The sequence below is a fragment of the Anaerotignum sp. genome, assembly GCF_045122575.1.
Lineage (GTDB): Bacteria > Bacillota > Clostridia > Lachnospirales > Anaerotignaceae > Anaerotignum_A.
Genome location: NZ_JBGVHV010000048.1, coordinates 17501 through 37252 on the forward strand (window position 1 = coordinate 17501; position 19752 = coordinate 37252).

Annotated in this window: 19 protein-coding genes, 6 tRNA genes and 1 rRNA gene; 2 read left to right on the forward strand and 24 right to left on the reverse strand. The window is 46.4% G+C overall.

Annotated features, from left to right (window positions below; translation table 11 throughout):
* Positions 1–235 precede the first annotated feature (235 nt).
* The 9 genes from uvrB to ACJMLT_RS02195 form a co-directional block, all read right to left on the reverse strand.
* Positions 236–2212: an excinuclease ABC subunit UvrB gene (gene uvrB / locus ACJMLT_RS02155; protein ID WP_405725906.1), complete on the reverse strand. Its 1977-nt coding sequence runs from the start codon at positions 2210–2212 to the stop codon at positions 236–238.
* 176 nt (positions 2213–2388) lie between these two features.
* Positions 2389–3084 carry a ribonuclease III gene (gene rnc / locus ACJMLT_RS02160; protein ID WP_405725909.1) on the reverse strand — a complete coding sequence of 232 codons (696 nt, stop codon included), beginning with the start codon at positions 3082–3084 and terminating at the stop codon, positions 2389–2391.
* 2 nt (positions 3085–3086) lie between these two features.
* The gene (locus ACJMLT_RS02165) at positions 3087–3329 is read right to left on the reverse strand and encodes an acyl carrier protein (protein WP_405725912.1); all 243 of its coding nucleotides are present in this window, start codon (positions 3327–3329) and stop codon (positions 3087–3089) included.
* Positions 3330–3445: 116 nt separating this feature from the next.
* Entirely contained in the window at positions 3446–4438 is a 993-nt protein-coding gene (plsX, locus tag ACJMLT_RS02170; RefSeq protein ID WP_405725915.1) for a phosphate acyltransferase PlsX, read from the reverse strand.
* 242 nt (positions 4439–4680) lie between these two features.
* Positions 4681–4860: a 50S ribosomal protein L32 gene (gene rpmF / locus ACJMLT_RS02175; RefSeq protein WP_405725918.1), complete on the reverse strand. Its 180-nt coding sequence runs from the start codon at positions 4858–4860 to the stop codon at positions 4681–4683.
* A 2-nt stretch (positions 4861–4862) separates the two neighbouring features.
* Complete coding sequence (locus ACJMLT_RS02180) at positions 4863–5369, reverse strand: YceD family protein (RefSeq protein WP_405725921.1); 507 nt, start codon at positions 5367–5369, stop codon at positions 4863–4865.
* A 50-nt stretch (positions 5370–5419) separates the two neighbouring features.
* Positions 5420–6616, reverse strand: a complete 1197-nt coding sequence (locus tag ACJMLT_RS02185) for an acetate/propionate family kinase (protein ID WP_405725924.1) — start codon at positions 6614–6616, stop codon at positions 5420–5422.
* A gap of 48 nt (positions 6617–6664) precedes the next feature.
* A complete protein-coding gene (gene pta, locus ACJMLT_RS02190) occupies positions 6665–7666 on the reverse strand; it encodes a phosphate acetyltransferase (RefSeq protein WP_405725927.1) in 1002 nt (333 codons plus the stop codon).
* Positions 7667–7961: 295 nt separating this feature from the next.
* A complete protein-coding gene (locus ACJMLT_RS02195) occupies positions 7962–9017 on the reverse strand; it encodes an ATP-binding protein (protein ID WP_405725930.1) in 1056 nt (351 codons plus the stop codon).
* Between the two features lie 259 nt (positions 9018–9276).
* Here ACJMLT_RS02195 and ACJMLT_RS02200 point away from each other — a divergent pair, with 259 nt between their 5' ends.
* Both ACJMLT_RS02200 and ACJMLT_RS02205 read left to right on the forward strand, forming a co-directional pair.
* Positions 9277–10500, forward strand: coding sequence for a nucleotidyltransferase (locus ACJMLT_RS02200; RefSeq protein ID WP_405725933.1), 1224 nt, complete (start codon positions 9277–9279; stop codon positions 10498–10500).
* Positions 10501–10586: 86 nt separating this feature from the next.
* A complete protein-coding gene (locus ACJMLT_RS02205; RefSeq protein ID WP_405725936.1) occupies positions 10587–11693 on the forward strand; it encodes a nucleoside recognition domain-containing protein in 1107 nt (368 codons plus the stop codon).
* Positions 11694–11695: 2 nt separating this feature from the next.
* On the opposite strand, the gene ACJMLT_RS02210 is transcribed toward ACJMLT_RS02205, so the two are convergent.
* From ACJMLT_RS02210 to rrf, 15 genes are all read right to left on the reverse strand, one after another.
* A complete protein-coding gene (locus ACJMLT_RS02210) occupies positions 11696–12199 on the reverse strand; it encodes a hypothetical protein (protein WP_405725939.1) in 504 nt (167 codons plus the stop codon).
* Positions 12200–12209: 10 nt separating this feature from the next.
* On the reverse strand, positions 12210–12689 hold the full coding sequence (gene coaD / locus ACJMLT_RS02215) for a pantetheine-phosphate adenylyltransferase (RefSeq protein ID WP_405725942.1): 480 nt from the start codon (positions 12687–12689) through the stop codon (positions 12210–12212).
* Positions 12686–13243, reverse strand: coding sequence for a 16S rRNA (guanine(966)-N(2))-methyltransferase RsmD (gene rsmD / locus ACJMLT_RS02220; RefSeq protein WP_405725945.1), 558 nt, complete (start codon positions 13241–13243; stop codon positions 12686–12688). The genes coaD and rsmD overlap by 4 nt, the downstream gene beginning before the upstream one ends.
* Positions 13244–13368: 125 nt before the next feature.
* Positions 13369–15411: an ATP-dependent DNA helicase RecG gene (gene recG / locus ACJMLT_RS02225; RefSeq protein WP_405725948.1), complete on the reverse strand. Its 2043-nt coding sequence runs from the start codon at positions 15409–15411 to the stop codon at positions 13369–13371.
* 63 nt (positions 15412–15474) lie between these two features.
* On the reverse strand, positions 15475–17163 hold the full coding sequence (locus tag ACJMLT_RS02230) for a DAK2 domain-containing protein (RefSeq protein ID WP_405725951.1): 1689 nt from the start codon (positions 17161–17163) through the stop codon (positions 15475–15477).
* A gap of 20 nt (positions 17164–17183) precedes the next feature.
* The gene (locus tag ACJMLT_RS02235; RefSeq protein WP_405725954.1) at positions 17184–17540 is read right to left on the reverse strand and encodes an Asp23/Gls24 family envelope stress response protein; all 357 of its coding nucleotides are present in this window, start codon (positions 17538–17540) and stop codon (positions 17184–17186) included.
* Positions 17541–17706: 166 nt separating this feature from the next.
* A complete protein-coding gene (locus ACJMLT_RS02240; protein ID WP_405725957.1) occupies positions 17707–17967 on the reverse strand; it encodes a hypothetical protein in 261 nt (86 codons plus the stop codon).
* 16 nt (positions 17968–17983) lie between these two features.
* Positions 17984–18910, reverse strand: a complete 927-nt coding sequence (locus tag ACJMLT_RS02245; protein ID WP_405725960.1) for a copper amine oxidase N-terminal domain-containing protein — start codon at positions 18908–18910, stop codon at positions 17984–17986.
* A 140-nt stretch (positions 18911–19050) separates the two neighbouring features.
* Positions 19051–19122 (reverse strand) — tRNA-Gln (locus tag ACJMLT_RS02250).
* A gap of 31 nt (positions 19123–19153) precedes the next feature.
* Positions 19154–19225: transfer RNA gene (locus ACJMLT_RS02255), tRNA-Gln, on the reverse strand.
* Between the two features lie 31 nt (positions 19226–19256).
* Positions 19257–19328: transfer RNA gene (locus tag ACJMLT_RS02260), tRNA-Gly, on the reverse strand.
* A 6-nt stretch (positions 19329–19334) separates the two neighbouring features.
* Positions 19335–19418: transfer RNA gene (locus tag ACJMLT_RS02265), tRNA-Leu, on the reverse strand.
* Positions 19419–19432: 14 nt separating this feature from the next.
* Positions 19433–19505 (reverse strand) — tRNA-Lys (locus ACJMLT_RS02270).
* Positions 19506–19514: 9 nt separating this feature from the next.
* A tRNA-His gene (locus tag ACJMLT_RS02275) sits at positions 19515–19588 on the reverse strand.
* Between the two features lie 33 nt (positions 19589–19621).
* Positions 19622–19739, reverse strand: a 5S ribosomal RNA gene (gene rrf, locus ACJMLT_RS02280).
* Between the last annotated feature and the right edge of the window lie 13 nt (positions 19740–19752).

Consider the following 19752-nt stretch of genomic DNA (forward strand, 5'->3'; position numbering starts at 1 on the left):
CCTCCTTTCTTCCGGGGGACTCTGTCCCCTCTCGACCCCTGCAAGGGGGATAATCCCCCTTGACCCTTATTTGCAAAAGCATCCGCTTTTGCCGCGCCGCAGGCAAATAAAAGTTTCGGTCAAGCCTTTTCAAAGGCTTGTGGGGTGCAGGGGCAAAGCCCTGCAATGCCTTCAGGCGGGTTTTGGAAGGGGTTTGGGGAAACTTTTCCCAAGAAAAGAAAGTTTCCCCAAGGTCTTAAAGTAATTTCTTCATTTCCAATATCTTATCACGCAGTTCTGCCGCCCGCTCAAACTGCAGTTCCATGGCAGCCTGCTTCATTTCTTTCTCCAGTTTTTTGATGAGTTTATTCAGTTCCTCGGCATTCATGGATTCAGGGTCTTTTTCCAGCCCGAATTTCTGTTTTTCCGTTGCCGCTTTCGTGATCTGGATCACATCATGTACCTTCTTCTGGATGGTCTGGGGAATGATGCCATGCTCCTCATTATAGGCCTCCTGAATGGAACGACGGCGGTTGGTTTCCGTAATGGCCTTATCCATGCTCTCCGTCATCACATCCGCATACATGATCACTCTGCCCTTGGCATTTCGCGCCGCACGGCCGATGGTCTGAATCAGGGACGTTTCGGAACGGAGGAAACCCTCCTTATCCGCATCCAGAATGGCCACCAGACTTACTTCGGGAATATCCAGCCCTTCTCGCAGCAGGTTAATACCAACCAGTACATCAAACACATTCATGCGCAGATCACGAATGATCTCCAGTCGTTCCAGCGTATCAATATCCGAATGAAGATAACGGACACGAACACCGGCTTCTCTGAGGTAATCCGTCAGACGCTCCGCCATTTTCTTTGTCAGTGTGGTCACCAGAACTTTATTCCCCGCTTCCGTGGTTTTTCGCACCTCCATCAACAGATCGTCGATCTGGCCATGGATGGGACGTACGGAAATTTCGGGGTCAAGCAACCCTGTGGGACGGATGATCTGTTCTGCCAATGCTTCCTGATGGTCTTTTTCATAAACGGAAGGCGTCGCTGAAACAAACAGCAACTGATTGATCTTGCTTTCAAATTCCGCAAATTTCAGCGGGCGGTTGTCCAACGCAGAGGGCAGGCGAAAACCATAGTCCACCAGCGTGGTCTTTCGGGAACGGTCGCCCTCATACATCCCGCGGATCTGGGGAATAGAAACATGAGATTCATCTGCAATGATCAGAAAATCATCGGGAAAGAAGTCGATGAGGGTAAACGGTGTACTGCCTGCTTCTCGCAGAGAAAGATGGCGGGAATAGTTTTCAATGCCTGTACAGAACCCCATTTCCTTCAGCATTTCCACATCATAATTGGTGCGCTGCTCCAGTCGCTGAGCTTCCAGAAGCTTGTCCTCCCGCTTCAGTTCCGCCAATCGTTCTTCCAGTTCCGCTTCAATGCGTTCAATGGCAATTTTCATTTTATCCGGCGCTGTTACGTAATGGGAGGCAGGAAAAATAGAGATATGATTTCTCGTACCCATGATCTCCCCTGTCAGCACATCGATTTCCGTGATTCTGTCAATCTCGTCACCGAAAAATTCCACGCGGACTGCATGTTCCGAGGAACCGATGGGGAATACCTCCACCACATCGCCCCGCACACGGAAGGTACCGCGTTCAAAATTCATATCATTGCGGTCATACTGCATATCCACCAGGGCCCGAAGCACTTCGTCTCTGTCCTTTTCCATGCCGGGACGGAGAGAAAGCATCATGCCATAGTATTCCTCAGGGTCGCCCAGACCATAAATGCAGGATACGCTGGCAACAACGATTACATCCTCCCGTTCCACCAGAGCCGCTGTTGCGGAATGGCGCAGTTTATCGATCTCATCGTTGATAGAGGAATCCTTTTCGATATAGGTATCCGTACTGGGCACATAGGCCTCCGGCTGATAATAATCATAGTAGGACACGAAATATTCCACCGCATTATGAGGAAAAAATTCTTTCAATTCGTTATATAACTGAGCCGCAAGGGTCTTATTGTGAGCAATGACCAGTGTCGGCTTTTGTATTTTTTCAATAATATTCGCCATGGTAAAGGTCTTCCCGGAGCCTGTGACCCCCAGCAAAGTCTGGAATTTCTTTCCGTCCAGAAACCCTTTCGCCAGTTTTTCCACCGCTTCCGGCTGGTCACCTGTCGGCTGGTAGGGGCTGACCACCTCAAATCTCGGCATACGCTCACCTCCAAAAACAAGAACTTTTGTTCCCCTATTGTATCATATTAAAAATCCTTTGTCAGTAATTATTTCACAAAATTCACAGTTTATTTCTAGGAAAAAAGAAAACCTCAGACTTTTCAGTCTGAGGTTCAAATTCTTTGGTTTACAACACCCTCGAGCATACCCCGCCATCAGCGGTTCATATGCTCCAATGCGTTATTTGCAGCGTTCTGTTCCGCTTCTTTTTTGCTTCTGCCGCTGCCCTTGCCCAGCACCTGTCCGTCATGGGTCACTTCTGCCACAAACACTTTGTTATGGTCAGGGCCATGTTCGTCTACAATGGCATATTTCAGGGGCACTTTGCTGATCTTCTGGATCACTTCCTGCAAATGGGTCTTGCAGTCCAGATTGCGGAAGTTGCTCTTTGTATGTTCGATCTGATCTACCATGAAGCCCATGATATACTTTGTTGCCGCTTCCATGCCGCCATCGATACAGATCGCACCGATGATGGCTTCAAAGGCATCTGCCAGAATGGAATCTCTGTTTCTGCCGCCGGTACTTTCTTCCCCTTTGCCCAGCAGCAGACAACGGCCTACGCCCAGCTTTCTGGAAAGTTCCGCCAGAGAACCTTCGCATACCACTGCCGCACGGAGTTTTGTCAGTTCGCCTTCCGGCATTTTGGGGAAATGGCGATACATATATTCACTGACCACCATATCCAGCACAGCATCCCCCAGAAATTCCAGTCTTTCATTGTTCTCATGCTTCCCTTTTTTGATCTCGTTGGCATAGGAACTATGTGTCAGAGCCAGAATCAGCAAGCTTTTATCCGAAAAACGATATTCTATTTTTCGTTCAAATTCTTCCAGATTCAGATGGTTCATAATTATTCTTCTTCCTTAGCAGCAACCAGTTCTTTGATGTAATCCAGCACATCGCCTACCAGTTTGATGCCTTCTGCTCTATCGTTATCAAATTCGATTTCAAATTTTTCTTCCAGTGCCATAATGATCTGGAACAGTTCCAGAGAGTCTGCATTCAGGTCAGCAAATGCTGTTTCTGCAGACAGAGATTCTGCGGGTACACCCAGCTGTTCAGCGATTACGCTCATTACTAAAGATTCGTCCATAATAGGTACCTCCATATTTTTCTTTTCAATAATAATGTCTTATTTACTATATCCTATTTCCCCGTTTTTGTCAGCAGGAATTCAGGAAAATTCAGAAAAAATTTACAGATTCTTCATCAAAGTTTATCCTTGATTTTGCCGATAATATCCGCTTCTGTGAATACTACACACTGGCGTACGGCGTTCTTGATCGCCTTTGCATTGGAGCTGCCATGAGCCTTTACCACCAGAGATTTCAGACCGATGAAAGGTGCACCGCCAACCTCATCGGAATCCAGGAAATTCTTCACATTTCTGAAGGGTTTTTTCAGCATTGCAGCTGCAAATTTATACGCACCTTTTGTGATTTCTTCCTTGATGATGTCTACCATGGTTTTTGCCATGCCTTCGGACAGTTTCAGCACCGTATTGCCCACAAAACCATCGCAGACAATAACGTCCGCTTCGCCAAAAGGAATGTTTCTGGGTTCAATATTGCCTGTAAAATTGATGCCTTCTGCCTGTTCCAGCAGTTCGTAAGTTTCTTTTGTCAGGGCATTGCCTTTTTCCTTTTCCGCGCCAATATTCACCAGAGCAACGCGGGGATTTTTCACGCCCAGAGCGTTTTCTGCATAAACAGAACCCATTTTTGCAAACTGTTCCAGATACTGAGGTTTGCAGTCCACATTGGCACCGGAGTCGATCAGGAAGGAAAAACCTTTCTTATTGGGCAGGCAAGTACCCAGAGCAGGTCTTTCTACGCCTTCCAGTCTGCCTACGATGAACAGACCGCCTGTCAGGATCGCACCTGTGCTGCCGGCAGAAACAAAGCCGTCTGCTTCGCCGTTTTTCACCAGATTCAGCCCCACTACCAGAGAGGAATCTTTTTTACGACGAATCGCCATAGTAGGTGCTTCATCTGTACCGATCACGCTGGATGCATGCACCACAGTGATCCGTTCCTTATCATATTCATATTTCGCCAGTTCTGCATTTACCACATCTTCAGGGCCTACCAGCTTGATATCTACGTTCAGTTCTTTCACGGCATCTACCGCACCTTTGACTGTTTCCACAGGAGCATAGTCGCCGCCCATTGCGTCCAGTGCTACAATAATTTTTTTATCCATATTTTTTCCACCTTTCTGTGGTATTTTTGCGATACTTTATCTTTTAGTATATCGAAAACGCGCCGAAAAAACAATGCGTTTCCAGTGACAATCCGAAGCGTTTTGTCACAAACCACCCTTTGTTTTCATCCAATAAAACACCAACCATGTCATTCCTTTGGTGATTTATTACATGAAAACGATTTTCTTTATGGTACAACAAAGGGCGACCATACGGTCGCCCAGAATCTCAAAGCTGCTGATTAGCCAACTTTAACGATTGTTTTTTTGTTGTAAGCACCACAAGCTTTGCAAACCTGGTGAGGAACCATCAGTTCGCCGCATTTGCTGCATTTAACCAGATTGGGTGTTGCGATTTTCCAGCTCTGTGCTTTTCTCTTGTCTCTTTTGGATTTAGACACTCTACCTTTGGGTACAGCCATTTCTACACCTCCTCGTCATCATTGAAAAGAGCCCTCAAACTTTCGAACCTAGGATCCCTGATCGTGCGGTCACATCCGCAATCGCCGTCATTCAGATCCTTGCCGCAGATAGGACAGAGCCCCTTGCAGTCCTCCCTACAAACGACTTTCATAGGAAGTTCTCCAATGATACCTCTTTTCACAAAATCCGCAAGATCGATCTGATCTCCCGTAAAAGTTTCTGTCTCTTCGTCGTCTCTACCTGTATGAGCAAAACGTTCCTTAATTTCGAAGCAAAGCTCTTTTCTGACAGGGGCAAGACAACAGCCGCATTCCATCAGCACTGCTGTTTCACCCTTTGCATCCAGAACGAAAACATCGTCTTCATTCTTAAGAGTTCCCTCAATTCTTACAGGCTCTACAAATTCCACTACGTCGGGATAATCTTCCACAGTATCGATTGTTTCAACCAGCTCTACAGGCAGGGTAGAACCCCTTCTGTTGAACAAATATCCCATTTCGATTATCATGTTAAATCACCCCTAAACAGTCGTACCGATATATTATATAGGCATTCCGATTATTTGTCAAGCAGTTCCTTTGTATCTCTTGCAATTACCAGTTCTTCGTTTGTAGGAATTACGAAAACTCTTACTCTGGAAGTGGAATCGGAGATTTCCATTGCTTTGCCTCTCAGGGAGTTGTTGTAGGAATCGATGTGTACACCCAGGTAGCCCAGATAGTCACAGATTTCTTTTCTTGTGGAAGCGGAGTTTTCACCCAGACCAGCTGTGAATACGATTGCGTCAACGCCGTTCATTGCTGCTGTGTAAGCACCGATTCTCTTTGCTACTTTGTAAGCGAATACGTCCAGAGCCATACCTGCTCTTGCGTTACCAGCTTCGGAAGCTTCTTCGATATCACGGAAGTCGGAGGATACGCCGGAGATACCCAATACGCCGGACTGTTTGTTCAGGATTGTATCCATTTCTGCTGCTGTCAGACCTTCTTTTTCCATCAGGTATGTGATAACAGCTGCGTCGATGTCACCAGCTCTAGTACCCATTACCAGACCTTCCAGAGGTGTAAAGCCCATTGTTGTATCGATGGATTTACCATTTCTTACAGCACAGATGGAACCGCCGTTACCCAGGTGACATGTAACTGTTTTTGTCTGGTCATAAGGTCTGTCCATCATTTTGGCAACTTCTTCGGATACGAATCTGTGGGATGTACCGTGGAAACCGTATCTTCTGATTTTGTATTTTTCATAGTATTCGTAAGGCAGAGCGTACATATAAGCTCTTTCGGGCATTGTCTGGTGGAAAGCTGTATCAAATACTGCTACCTGAGGAACGCCAGGCATGATTTTTTCACATGCGTGGATACCGATCAGGTTTGCGGGGTTGTGCAGAGGTGCCAGTTCACAGCATTTTTCGATTGCAGCGATAACTTCGTCGTTGATGATAACGGAGTTTGCGAAGTATTCACCGCCGTGTACAACACGGTGACCAACTGCGTTGATTTCTTTCATGGATTTTACAACGCCGTATTCAGGGTTTGTCAGTGCATCCAGAACCATTTTAACGGATACGCTGTGGTCTTCCTGATAGTCATCGAAGATAACTGCATCTTTGCCTGTGGGCTGATGTTTCAGTCTGGAACCTTCGATACCGATTCTTTCACACAGACCTTTTGCCAGTACACCTTCTGTTTCCATGTCGATCAGCTGATACTTCAGGGAAGAGCTGCCGCAATTCAGTACAAGAACTTTCATTTTTTTCTCTCCTTTAATCACTTATAATATTTTCTTTTCCTAATGAAATTATTTACCCATTACCTGAGCCTGTACGCTTGTCAGAGCAACTACAGCAACGATATCGTTTGCAGAGCAGCCTCTGGACAGGTCGTTTACAGGTTTTGCAATACCCTGCAGAACGGGGCCGAATGCTTCTGCGCCGCCGAAACGCTGTACCAGTTTGTAACCGATGTTACCAGCGTCGATGTCAGGGAATACCAGAACGTTTGCTTTACCAGCTACTGTGGAGTTAGGAGCTTTCAGTTCGCCAACTTCTTTCACGATCGCAGCATCCAGCTGGATTTCACCATCCAGTTTCAGTTCGGGATATTTTTCTTTTGCGATCTTCACAGCGTCAACAACTTTTGTTACATCAGCATGTTTTGCGGAACCCATTGTGGAGTGGCTCAGCATAGCAACTCTTGCTTCTTTGCCAACAAATGCAGCGTAAGATTTTGCGGAGTCACCAGCGATGCAAGCCAGTTCAGCGGATGTAGGGTTCTGGTTCAGCGCACAGTCAGCGAACAGCAGGATGCCGTCATCACCGTACTGAGGTGTTTTTGTAACCATGATGAAGAAAGAGGATACCAGTTCTGTGCCGGGTGCTGTTTTCAGAATCTGCAGTGCGGGACGCAGTACGTCACCTGTAGAGTGGATCGCACCGGAAACCATACCGTCTGCGATACCCAGTTTCACCAGCATAACACCAACAAACAGGGAGTCATCCAGCAGGATCTTTCTTGCTTCTTCCAGAGTCATGCCTTTGCTTTTTCTCGCTTCAGCCAGACCAGCTACCAGTTCGTCCATTCTTTCGTAGCTTTCGGGATCTACAAAGATCGCTTTGGATACGTCGAAGGAGCCGGCAGCTTCCATGATTTTTTCTTTGTTACCAACCAGCATGATATCAGCCAGTTCGTCTCTCAGACATTCAGCAGCTGCTTCCAGGTTTCTGATTTCATAGGATTCGGGCAGAACAATGATTTTTTTGTCTGCTTTTGCTTTTGCTTTCATTGTGCTTAAAAAGTCCACAGGTATTACCTCCTATTTTATAAAATACTTCTAAATATACGTTACCCTTTAATAGCAGTTCATCTTAAAAATGAACATACATATCTATTTTATTATAAACAAAACACGTTCTGTATACAAGGGCATCCCGCAAAAAACTGCAACTTTTTTCGAAAAAACTGTTGTTTTTTACAGGCATCTCTGCCCCTTCTTTTCTCAAAGGACATTTATATCCATCTGCCGTACACAGAACAATTTCTTATTTTTTTACGATTTGTTTCTGCAGGACAGACATGCAGAAAATCTGCCGCCTTTCTTAGGGCATTTCATCTACCACAGGGAATTCCATAAAGAAAGTGGTACCCATATATTCACGGCTTTCGATACGGATGCTGCCGCCGAGAGAGGCCACTGCTGCATGGACCACATCCAGCCCCACGCCCCTGCCGGAAAACAGGGTCGCGCTGCTTTTGGTCGTAAAGCCGGGACGCAGCAGGAAACCAAACACTTCACTGTCCTCATATTCCTCCGCCGTTTTTTTCAGCATATTTTTTTCCGTAGCCTTCTGCAGGATCTGGTCACGGTTCAGCCCGCGGCCATCATCACGGAAAGCAACGAAGACCTTCTGTCCGGCCTTGCTGATCTCCACAGAGATGAGGCCGATCGGGGTCTTCCCCATCTTTTCTCTGTCCGCCTTTGCTTCCAGACCATGATCCATACTGTTTTTCATCATCTGCAAAACCGCCATGGAGACCTTATCATAAATATCTCTGGGCACTTCCGTATCCCCACCGGATACCTTTACCATAAATTCCTTTTCCAGTTCTCTGCCCATCACCTTGGCCAATCGTTCCATCTGCGGAATCAGTGCTTCAAAATTGGTATAGGGGATACGCTGTTTCCCCTTTCTGGTATAGGCGATCTGGTAGCTGGGACCTTCCGGTTCATTTTCACTGTCCACATGAGCCAGAAAATTCTTGATACGGCGCACCACCGCCCAGCCGAAATCCGTCACCTCATCATCTGTTTCCAGACGGCGCAGTTCTCTTTTCAAAAAGCCCGATACCATACGCAGAAGCTGCAGGATCTGCTGCAGATCCTTCTGAGCAGGAGATCCCTCCTCACGCAGATAGGAAAACAGATCTTCTGCCGCATGGGCTGTTTCAGAAATGACAGGATACCCCATCATCGCCGCAGAACCTTTGATGCTGTGCATCGTACGATACAGACTGTTTACTTCTTCTTCCGTTACTTCAAATTCTTCCAGATTTGCCTTGGATTCAATAAATCCATCGATCTTATCAATATTCTTCCAGCTTTCCTCCAGAAAAATATCCTGCAGAAAATCAGGATTTTCTACAAACCGTTCCACTTCATCAACCCTCTTGCTATATCAAGGCGCAGATGCCCCTCGCCCCATATCAAAACACCGCTTGTAACAATGAAAAATCAACATTACAATTTTTCACCCATGTTACCACAAGTATAGTCCTAAAATTTGAATTTTTCCAGATGATTTTTAAGAAAATTCGTGTTTTTTATGCTATACTGAAAGACGAGAAGAAAAGAAAAAAATCCAAACGGAGATCATTGCAATTTTTTAATTTATACCATCGAAAGGATGATAAAAAATGAAGACCCTTGGTATCATCACAGAGTACAATCCCTTCCACAAGGGACATGCATATATGATCGCAGAAGCTAAGAAAAAATCCGGCGCAGACCGCGTTGTGGTCGTTATGAGCGGCAGCTTTGTGCAGAGGGGTGAACCTGCCATTTTCGACAAATGGACCAGAGCGGAAGCTGCTCTGAAAAACGGTGCGGATCTGGTATTGGAACTGCCCGTTCTCTTTGCCGCATCCAACGCAGAAACCTTCGCCCGTGCCGCTGTCCGCATTTTGGAAGAAAGCGGCATTGTGGATATCCTCTGCTTCGGCTCCGAAAGCGGTGACCTGCGCTCCATGCAGGAAGCAGCCAGACTGATGGAAAACGAAACGGAAGAATTCCAGAAACTGCTGAAAGAACAGCTGAATGAAGGTCTTTCCTATCCCGCTGCCCGCGCCAAAGCCCTGGAAACCGTTTCCCAGATCAACAGCGAGATCCTTTCCCGCCCCAATCATATCCTTGGTCTGGAATATCTGAAAGCACTGGACAGATACAACTGCACCATGGAGCCTATGACCATCAAACGAGAAGGGGATTACAACAGCCCTTCTCTGACTGACGGCTTTGCCTCTGCCGCTGCCATCCGAAAGGCCCTTGCCGAAGGCCGCAGCACGGAAGCCATGACACAGCTGCCCGAAAACATCCATGAGGTATATAATAAAGCCCTCTCCTTGGGCACAGCCCCCGTTTTCTGGGAAGAACTGGCATCCGCCCTCCATTATAAACTGCGCACCTCCTCCGCCGAAGAGATCAAGGAAATTTCCGAAGTGGTGGAAGGTCTGGAAAATCGCATCCTTCACTCCATCGATTCCTACTATGATATGAAGGATATCATCGATTTCATCAAGACAAAGAGATACACCCGTACAAAGATCCAGCGGATCCTGCTGCATATCCTGCTGGATATCAAGGAAAAAGAAGTTTCCTACTTTATGAATCTGTCCAAAATGCCTTATATCCGCGTATTGGGCTTCCGCAAGGATTGCTCAGATATTCTGGCTGACCTGACAGAAAATGCAAAATGTCCCGTCCTGACCAATCTGAAAAAGGCACCTGCTCTCCTCAATGAAGATGGTCTGGCTCTGCTGGCTCTGGAAAAAACCGCTACCGACCTGCATGCACTGGCATATCCCAACCCTATCTACCGCGCACCTAATCAGGATTTCACCAAACCACTGGTCATCCTGTAAACAAAGGATTCCAAAGAAAACATAAAGCCGAAAGACTTCTCATATTTTTTAAAGAAGTATTTCGGTTTTTTGTTTGGGGTGATTTTTTGAGAAAAAGTTCTGTGCTTGCTGGCTTCTGCGCCTGTTTTCTGATCTATGGTCTTTTACGTTATCCGTCCGCTATGCTGGCTTCCTCCGCCTCCTCTGTCACCCTCTGGCTGACCAAGGTCTTCCCCTCTCTCTTTCCCTTTCTGGCGGCCTGCGGCATCCTGCTGCGCATCGGGGCAGCAGAACGGATGGGACATTTTCTATTCCCTTTGACAAAATTTTTATTCGGACTGGACGGCATTGCTGCCTTTCCTTTTTTTCTGGGCATCCTCTCCGGCTACCCCATGGGAGCAAAAATCACCGCCCAGCTTTATGAAAAAAAATACATATCCTTGGACGAAGCCCAGCATATTCTGGTGTGTTCCAATCAGCCCGGCCCCCTGTTTCTCATCGGAACCATCGGTGCAGGTTTTTTCGGCATGCCCTTTTGCGGCTACCTGTTATTGGCATCCTCCTTCTGCGGCGCAGTCACCACAGGCTTCTTCTGGCGTTTCCGCAGAAAAAAAACATCTTTGTCCTGTGCCGCCCCCCGTCTTCTGTCATCCGTTGCTGCTCCTCTGACGGAAATCCTCTCTGCTTCCGTTGCCGATGCCATCAACACCATCCTGCTGATCGGCGGTTATCTCATTCTCTTTGGTGCCCTGTCTGAAGCCATGGAACAGACAGGCATCTTCCTTCGCCTTTCCCAAGGGATACAGACTCTGTCCCTTTCCGCCGAAGCCCTGCAGGGGTTCTGCAGCGGTTTATTGGAAATGACCAACGGCGCCTATCTGCTGAGCCGCTCTCCTGACGGTCTGCGGCTGCGGCTGATACTGGTTTCTTTTCTCGTTTCCTTTGGCGGTCTTTCCATTCTGGGACAGACCTTTGGTGTCCTTTCCGCTGTTCCCATCGATCAAAAAGACTATCTGAAAGGAAAATGCACACACGCCCTTTGCAGCAGTCTTTTTTGCGGGATCTTCTATTCTTTTTTTGAACAGAACGCACAAAAAGCAGTCCCCGTGTTTTCTTTCTTCACGGAAACTGCTTTTACGCTGTCTTTTTTATGGCTTTTTCCAAGCCTGTTTTTCCTTGGTGTGCTTTGCCACGCCCTCATCCATAAAAGATGAAATTATTTGCCCATGCGCAGTTCCTGAATGTTTTCAGCCAGTACATTCAGTGTCTGTGCAAAGTAATCGTCTGTTTTGATACTTTCGCTGTAAACAACGGCTTTCAGTTCTTTCAGCTTGCCTTCTGCATCTGCCAGAACGCCTTCTGCATATTCCATCGCACCCAGACGCATTTCTTTGGATGTTTTCTTCGCGGAATCGATGATGGCCGCTGCCTGTTCGTATGCTTTTTTTGTCACTTCGTTGTCATCAACCATGCGAACCATGCGGTCTTCCGCATTTTTCACGATTTCATCCGCTTCTCTCTGTGCATCGATCAGAATTTTATTTCTTTCTTCGATCACCCATTTGGACTGTTTCAGTTCGTTGGGCAGTTTCATGCGGATCTCGCTGATGATATCATAAATTTCTTCTTTATCAACGGAAACCTTGTTGCTGAAGGGCACAGCCTTGCTGCTATCCAGCACATCTTCCAATTCGTCTAATAACTGCAGTACAGAATCCATATTATATCCCTCACTTCTGATATTTCTCTATGATAAACGGTTTGATTTCAGCAGGCACCATAAAGTCGATGTTGCCACCGAAAACTGCTACTTCCTTCACATTTGTGGAACTCAACGCCACATGTTCCTCATCCGCAGCCAGATAAACAGTCTCCAGACCGTCACTCAGTTTGCGATTAAGCAAAAACATAGGATATTCCGCAGAGAAATCCAGCGTATTGCGCAGCCCTCTGACTGCCACATCCGCACCGATCTCTTTTGCAAAATCCACGAAAAGCCCCTGAAAAGAAGCGACCTCTACATTCTCAATATGTTTTGTTGCCAATTCCAGATGGTGTTTTCTCTCTGATACTGTGAACAGGGATTTTTTGTTGGGGTTTTCCAGAACCGCCACCACCAGAACATCAAATAACTTTGCGGCTCTTTCGATGATATCCATGTGACCTAGTGTCACAGGATCGAAACTGCCGGCATAAACTGCTTTTTTCATTTTGTTTCCTCCAAGCCCAAGAACGTCAGGATCGTCGTCTTGTATGCTTTTTCTCGCAGGACTTCCATGCCTGCCGGTGTTTCCAGAGGGATCTGAGAAGATCTCTCCGTGATCAGGTATCCTTCCTGTTTCAGAAGACCCTTTTCCACGATTTTCTGCAGTACAGGTTCATACAGACCGGATTCATAAGGCGGATCTATAAAAATAATGTCAAAAGACTTTCCTTCTGCCGCCAGTTTCTCCAACGCGGAAAGGGCATCTGTTTTCATCAGCCTTGCCCTGTCCTGCAGTTTCGTATGCTTCAGATTTGCTTCGATCACTGCCTGACATTCCGCCGCTGCATCCACAAAAACAGCCTCGCTGGCACCTCTGGAGAGGGCTTCGATACCGATACCGCCGCTTCCTGCGAACAGATCCAGAAAACTGCATTCCGGTAAATCAAACGCTATGATATTAAAAAGGGTTTCTTTGATCCTGTCCGTCGTCGGTCTGGTTGCCAGCCCTTCGATGGTCTGCAAATTATGCCCTTTTGCTGCTCCTGCGATCACACGCATCTGTCTGCACCACCTAAAACACCTATTTTTACAGAATATATCATTCTGAGTATAGCAAAAAAGTTTTCGTATGACAATAAAAAATGTGAATTCCGGTTAAATTTTTATGGAAACCATCTGTAACACTACATTTCCAGTGTTTTCCCTTCCAGATATCCCCCAATATGTTCTTTCAGGAGCAGATGCTCCTCTGCCTCCAGAAACCTGTCTTTTTCCAGCAGTTCTGCCGCTGCCGCCTGGGCTTCTTTCAATAGGGGCATATCTTGATACAGATCCGCAATTTTCAATTCCGGCAGACCATGCTGACGGATCCCGAAAAACTCACCGGGCCCGCGCAGTTTCAGATCTTTTTCGGAAATGACAAAGCCATCCTCCGACTCGGTCATGGTCTTCATGCGTTCTTTCGCTATTTTTGTTTTCGTATCACTGACCAGAATACAATAGGATTTTTCACTCCCTCTGCCCACACGGCCTCGCAGCTGATGCAGCTGCGCCAGACCGAACCGCTCCGCATTTTCGATGAGCATGATAGTCGCATTGGGCACATTGATGCCGACCTCGATGACCGTTGTGGAAACCAGTACATCGATTTTTCCTGCCGCAAAATCATCCATGATCGCCTGCTTTTCCTTGGCTTTCATTTTGCCATGGACACAGGTCACACGGCAATCCGGCAGTTCTCTGATCAGTTCTTCCGTATAATCCAGCACATTCTGTACTTCCAGTTTTTCATTTTCTTCGATCATGGGGCAGATGACGTAGGCCTGTCTGCCTTCCTTTACATGCTTCTGGATGAAAGTATAGATCCGCTGATGATAACGGCTGTCTACGGCAGAGGTATCGATCTTCTGTCTGCCGGGGGGCAGTTCGTCAATAATGGAAATATCCAGATCCCCATACAAAATCAATGCCAAGGTTCTTGGAATGGGCGTTGCCGTCATGACAAGGGTATGGACATTCTGCCCTTTATCCGCCAAGGTGCTTCTCTGACGCACACCAAAACGATGCTGCTCATCGGTAATGGCCAGCCCCAGTTTATGATATTCCACCCCCTTCTGAATAACGGCATGGGTGCCGACGATCATCTGTGCTTCCCCATTTTTTACCATTTCCAGTGCTTCTCGTTTTTCCTTTGCTTTCAGACTGCCTGTCAGCAGAACGACCTTGATGCCTGCCGGTTCAAAAATTTTCTGAAAAGACGCAAAATGCTGATTTGCCAGCACTTCTGTCGGCGCCATGATGGCCGCCTGCCACCCATTTTGGATCGCCCAATACGCTGTGATAATTGCAACAGCCGTCTTGCCGCTGCCTACATCCCCCTGTACCAGACGGTTCATGATCTTGCCAGATGTCATATCTTTCTCGATTTCCTGCAGCACCCGTTTCTGGGCTCCCGTCAGGGCAAAGGGAAGCATAGTTTCCCCCTCCTGCAGGGCTTTTTTCTTCTTCAGAATAATGCCTTCTCCGCTGTCTTCCAGCGTATGTTTCAGCTGATAAAGGGCTGTCTGCAGAAGAAACAGTTCCTCAAAAACCAGTCTTCTTCTGGCATCATAAAAGCCTTGTTCCGTTTTCGGAAAATGGATATTTTCAATGGCAAAATTCCGTTCTGCCAGTTTATATTTCTTTCGAAGCCAAAGAGGCAGTTCTTCCCGCATGCCGCCGCTCATCTGGGACAGGGCGTCTTCCATCAGATTGCGGAGCATTTTCTGGGAAATCCCTTCGGAAGCAGGATACACAGGAATGATTCTGCCGCCGGCGAAGTTTTCGCCGATCCGTTCCACTTCCGGCGAAAGGATCTCAGTTCTGCCGTATTTTTTCTGCAGTTTCCCGCTGAACAGATACCATTCCCCGATTTTCAGGCTGTTTTTCATATAGGGCTGGTTATACCAGAGAACGCCAACAGAACCGGTTTCGTCATAAACCTTCATGCGGGTATAGACCAGTCTGCCGTGGCGGCTGTTCTGCCCTTCTTCCTTCACCTGCGCCAGAAACGTGGAGGTTTCCTCCATGGGCAGGTCTGCAATCTTCAGAATTTCACTTCTGTCTTTATATTCTCTGGGATAATGGGTCAGCAGATCTTCAATGGTGCTGATGCCTAGTTTCTGCAGTTTTCGTTCTCTCTGCTCCCCAATGCCTTTCAGCAGGGATACCGAACTGTTCCAATCCATGGATTTCGCCTCCTTTCCAAAAGAAACAGGTACGCAGTTGCCTGCATACCTGTTAAAAAATTCTTATTCTACAGAAATGATGTAGTAATACAGGGGCTGACCGCCAGACTGTACTTCTACTTCACAATCAGGATAGTTTTCTTCGATAAATGCAGCCAATTCTTCTGCACTCTCTTCTGTTGCGTCAGCACCATAGTAAATGCCGACTACTTCGCTTTCATCCTTGATGGAAGCTTTGATCAGTTCTTTTGTGCCTTCCATAACGTCTTCGGCTACTACTTCGATCTGGTCATTCAGCATACCCAGAATGTTGCCTTCTCTAATTTCCTTATCACCGATGGATGTATCTCTGACTGCGTAAGTTACTGTTGCAGTATCTACCAGTTTGATGGCATCCTTCATCGCAGCTTCCATTTCATCGGGATCTGCATCTGCTTCGAAGCAGAACATCGCGCTGATACCTTCGGGTACGGAACGGGAAGGAATTACGTGCAGTTTCTTGTCTTCGCTCAAAGCTGCTGCCTGCTCTGCTGCCAGAATGATGTTTTTGTTGTTAGGCAGCACAAAGATATGGTCTGCATTGATCTTATCCACTGCATTCAGGATATCTTCTGTACTGGGGTTCATTGTCTGGCCACCTTCGATTACTTCATCCACGCCCAGGTTTTTGAAGATCGCTGTCAGACCTTCCCCTGCGGAGATGGATACAAAGCCAACATCTTTTTTAGGCTGTTCTGCCACAGGAACTTCTGCAACAGGAACACTGGGAGCTGCAGATGCTTCTGTAAAACTGATTTTATTTGTATGCTGTTCACGCATATTGTCAATTTTCAGACCTGTCAGGCTGCCGATAGTAAGTGCTTTTTCGATTGCCAGACCGGGATGGTCTGTGTGTACATGAATTTTGATGATTTCATCGTCTGCAACACAAACAACGGAGTCACCGATGGTACCCAAATAGTTTTTCAGACCTGTTGTTACTGTTTCATCAGCACCCTGTACGTTGATAAAGAATTCTGTACAGTAACCGAATGTAATGCTTTCATTTTCAATGGATGCCAGAGATACAAAATCCATTTCGGGTGCTGCCGCTGCTGCGGACTGACCATCGTTCAGTGTCACGTGCTGATCACCTGCTTTCAGCTGTTTCAGCGCACCTTCCAGAATAAACAGCAAACCTCTGCCGCCGGCGTCTACTACGCCTGCCTGTTTCAGTACGGGCAGCATTTCAGGTGTCTGTGCCAGTACTTCATGACCATATTTGATGATACCTGTCAGGAATGCATCGATATCGTCTGTTTCATGGGACAGTTTTTCCGCTGCTTCTGCACAGCCTCTTGCTACTGTCAGGATCGTACCTTCTTTGGGTTTCATAACTGCTTTGTAAGCTGTTTTTACAGCCTGTTCTGCTGCAGCTGCCAGTTCCTTTACGCCTGCTTCTTCCAGACCTTCCAGACCTTTTGCAAAGCCACGGAACAGCTGGGAAGTGATAACACCGGAGTTACCTCTTGCGCCGCGCAGTGCGCCGCTGGATGCTGCTTTTGTTACGTCAGCCGCCATCAGAGAGCCTTTCTTTTCTGCTTCTCTTGCCGCTGCCATAACTGTCAGGGACATATTTGTGCCTGTATCACCATCGGGTACAGGAAATACGTTCATTGCGTCTACCAGCTGTTTGTTTGCAGCCAGTTCGTTGGCGCCGGCGATGATCATTCTGCCAAGACGGACGCCATTCAGTGTTTTTGTGCTACTCACCTTTTGTTTCCTCCTCTTGCTCAGTTGTCGACTCTTACGCCGTCAACGAAAATATTCACGTTTTCTACTTCCAGACCTGTCTGGTCTTCCACTGTGTATTTTACAGTGCTGATGATATTGTCTGCAATGGCGGAAATATTTGTGCCGTATTCCACGATAATATGCAGGTCGATGCTTACTTTGTTTGCATCGATTGTCATTTTGATGCCTTTTGTCAGGCTTTCCAGCTTCAGCAGCTGCACCAGACCATCTTTTACATTTTTCGCAGCCATACCAACAATGCCGTAGCATTCGATTGCCGCATAACCTGCGATACGTGCAATTACTTCACTGTCAATACTGATAACGCCATATTCGTTTTCCAATTTTGCTGCCATTATGACCAGCCTCCTATTCTAAAACCATTGGCTAATTTTTTACAGATTCATAGATTCTAATAGTATACCACCAATCATTCAATTTTGAAAGATTTTTTTGCAGGAAACAGAAAAAAACGAGAAGAATTTTTATTGATAAAATCAACAATCCCCCTCGTTTTCCACATTATCCGCGCAGCAGATACAAAGCTCTTTCGTAGTCATCTTTATACACGAAAATATGATATTCATATTCCATCATCCGGTCTCCATGACTGCCGGTATAGGCTCTTGTTCCAGCAATAGAAAACGGAGATATCTGAGTCTTACGATTGATAACCTTAATGCGATAATCAATATTCTCTCTCTGCAGAATCTCTCTCACTTCCGCCTGACGCTTCATATCATAAGTAATACACACTTCTTTTCGATTAAAAATCGTGATCATTGCATCACCTCACTGTTCAAATGTCACTCTTAAACATACGAACTGTCTGTGTTGTGCCGTCCCACGTCAGTTCCGTAAAACCAAACAGTTTTGCAGCCTCTCTTAAAGGGATATACAGGCTGCCATTTCTGATTTCAGCCACTGTATCTCCAGATACCTCCGCCCCCTGATACAGCCATGTCTTGCTGCCATCTGTTGCAGAAAGTGTTTTTTCTTCCATCTGAAGGGTCACTGTTCTTGTGGCTTTGTCCCATGTCAAACCTGTTGCCGCCAGCCCTTCCATCACCATTGGAATATCCTTTGCTGCCACCATCAGTTTGCCACCGTTATTAAAGATAACAGGCGCTTTCACCTGTTTTTCTTCGCCATTATACAGGAATGTTTCTTTTCCGATCGTCAGAATGACTTCTGTTGTTTTCCGCAGTTCCGACTCCGTTATTATTTCTTCTTCCGGCACATTAAAAACGATCATATCCTCTTTCAAAAGAACATCCTTTTTGCCTTCCAGAAAATTATCCTCATATTTATCTCCGCCAACCAGCCACAGAGAATATGTCAGATCCTCCTTATACTCTCTTTTATCGAATTTCAGTTTCAGAGAAAACTCCTGCTCTGCACCTGTTGCTTGGGGCAATTTAAAAGAAAAAATTCTTGGTTTGATGTAATAATCTGCATCATAATCGATTTCTTCTTCTGTCGCAGTTGCCCATTTTACATGAAAATAAAGGTTTTCATCTTCGCCATCAAAATCTTCAGGAAAACGCATCATAATTTCAGGATCTGCCTGATAGGCGTTCTTTCCTTCATATCGCTGTTCTTCTATTTCAAATTCGATTTCTTCACCATTTGCTTTTAATTTGATTTTTTCAAATTCCGCTTTCGCGTATGCTGTTGTTTCGCCTAACATCATAAAAGTAAGCATCAATAAAAATAATTTTTTCATGCTTTCCCCCCTCCTTTTTGAGATTATTTTTTTCAATATAACAAAAAAGACGCCTCTTTTCCATAGCAGCGCCTTATCATTTTCTTACGATATTCTTAACTAAAAGAAAAAAAGAGAGTCTTTTAAGACTCTCTTTTAAACTAGGGTAGCAGGATTCGAACCTGCGGATGACGGAATCAGAATCCGTTGCCTTACCACTTGGCGATACCCCATTATAACCAACTTTTCAGCTGGCTTTGAGACCTGGGCTAGCTGGATTCGAACCAGCGAATGCAGGAGTCAAAGTCCTGTGCCTTACCGCTTGGCGATAGCCCAATATACGATAATGCATTTTGCTGAAATAAAAAGCGCGAGACGAGATTCGAACTCGCGACCCTCGCCTTGGCAAGGCGATGCTCTACCACTGAGCCACTCGCGCACACGCTGCAGCCGAGGGGACTTGAACCCCTACCCAGAAACCCGGACTAGATCCTTAGTCTAGCGCGTATGCCAATTCCGCCACGGCTGCACAAAAGAAAAAAATGAGTCACCCGGGACTCGAACCCGGGACACCTGGATTAAAAGTCCAGTGCTCTACCGACTGAGCTAGTGACCCATAAATAAGGGTGGATAGTGGGATTCGAACCCACGGCCTCCAGAGCCACAATCTGGCGCGCTAACCAACTGCGCCATACCCACCATAACAGATTTGACATTTTTAAAAAAATTGAATTCCGGCGACCATCTACTCTCCCAGGCAGCTGCCCACCAAGTACCATCGACCGCCTAGGTCTTAACCGTCGTGTTCGGAATGGGAACGGGTGTGTCCCCTAGGCGCATCATCACCGGAAATTTCAATTATC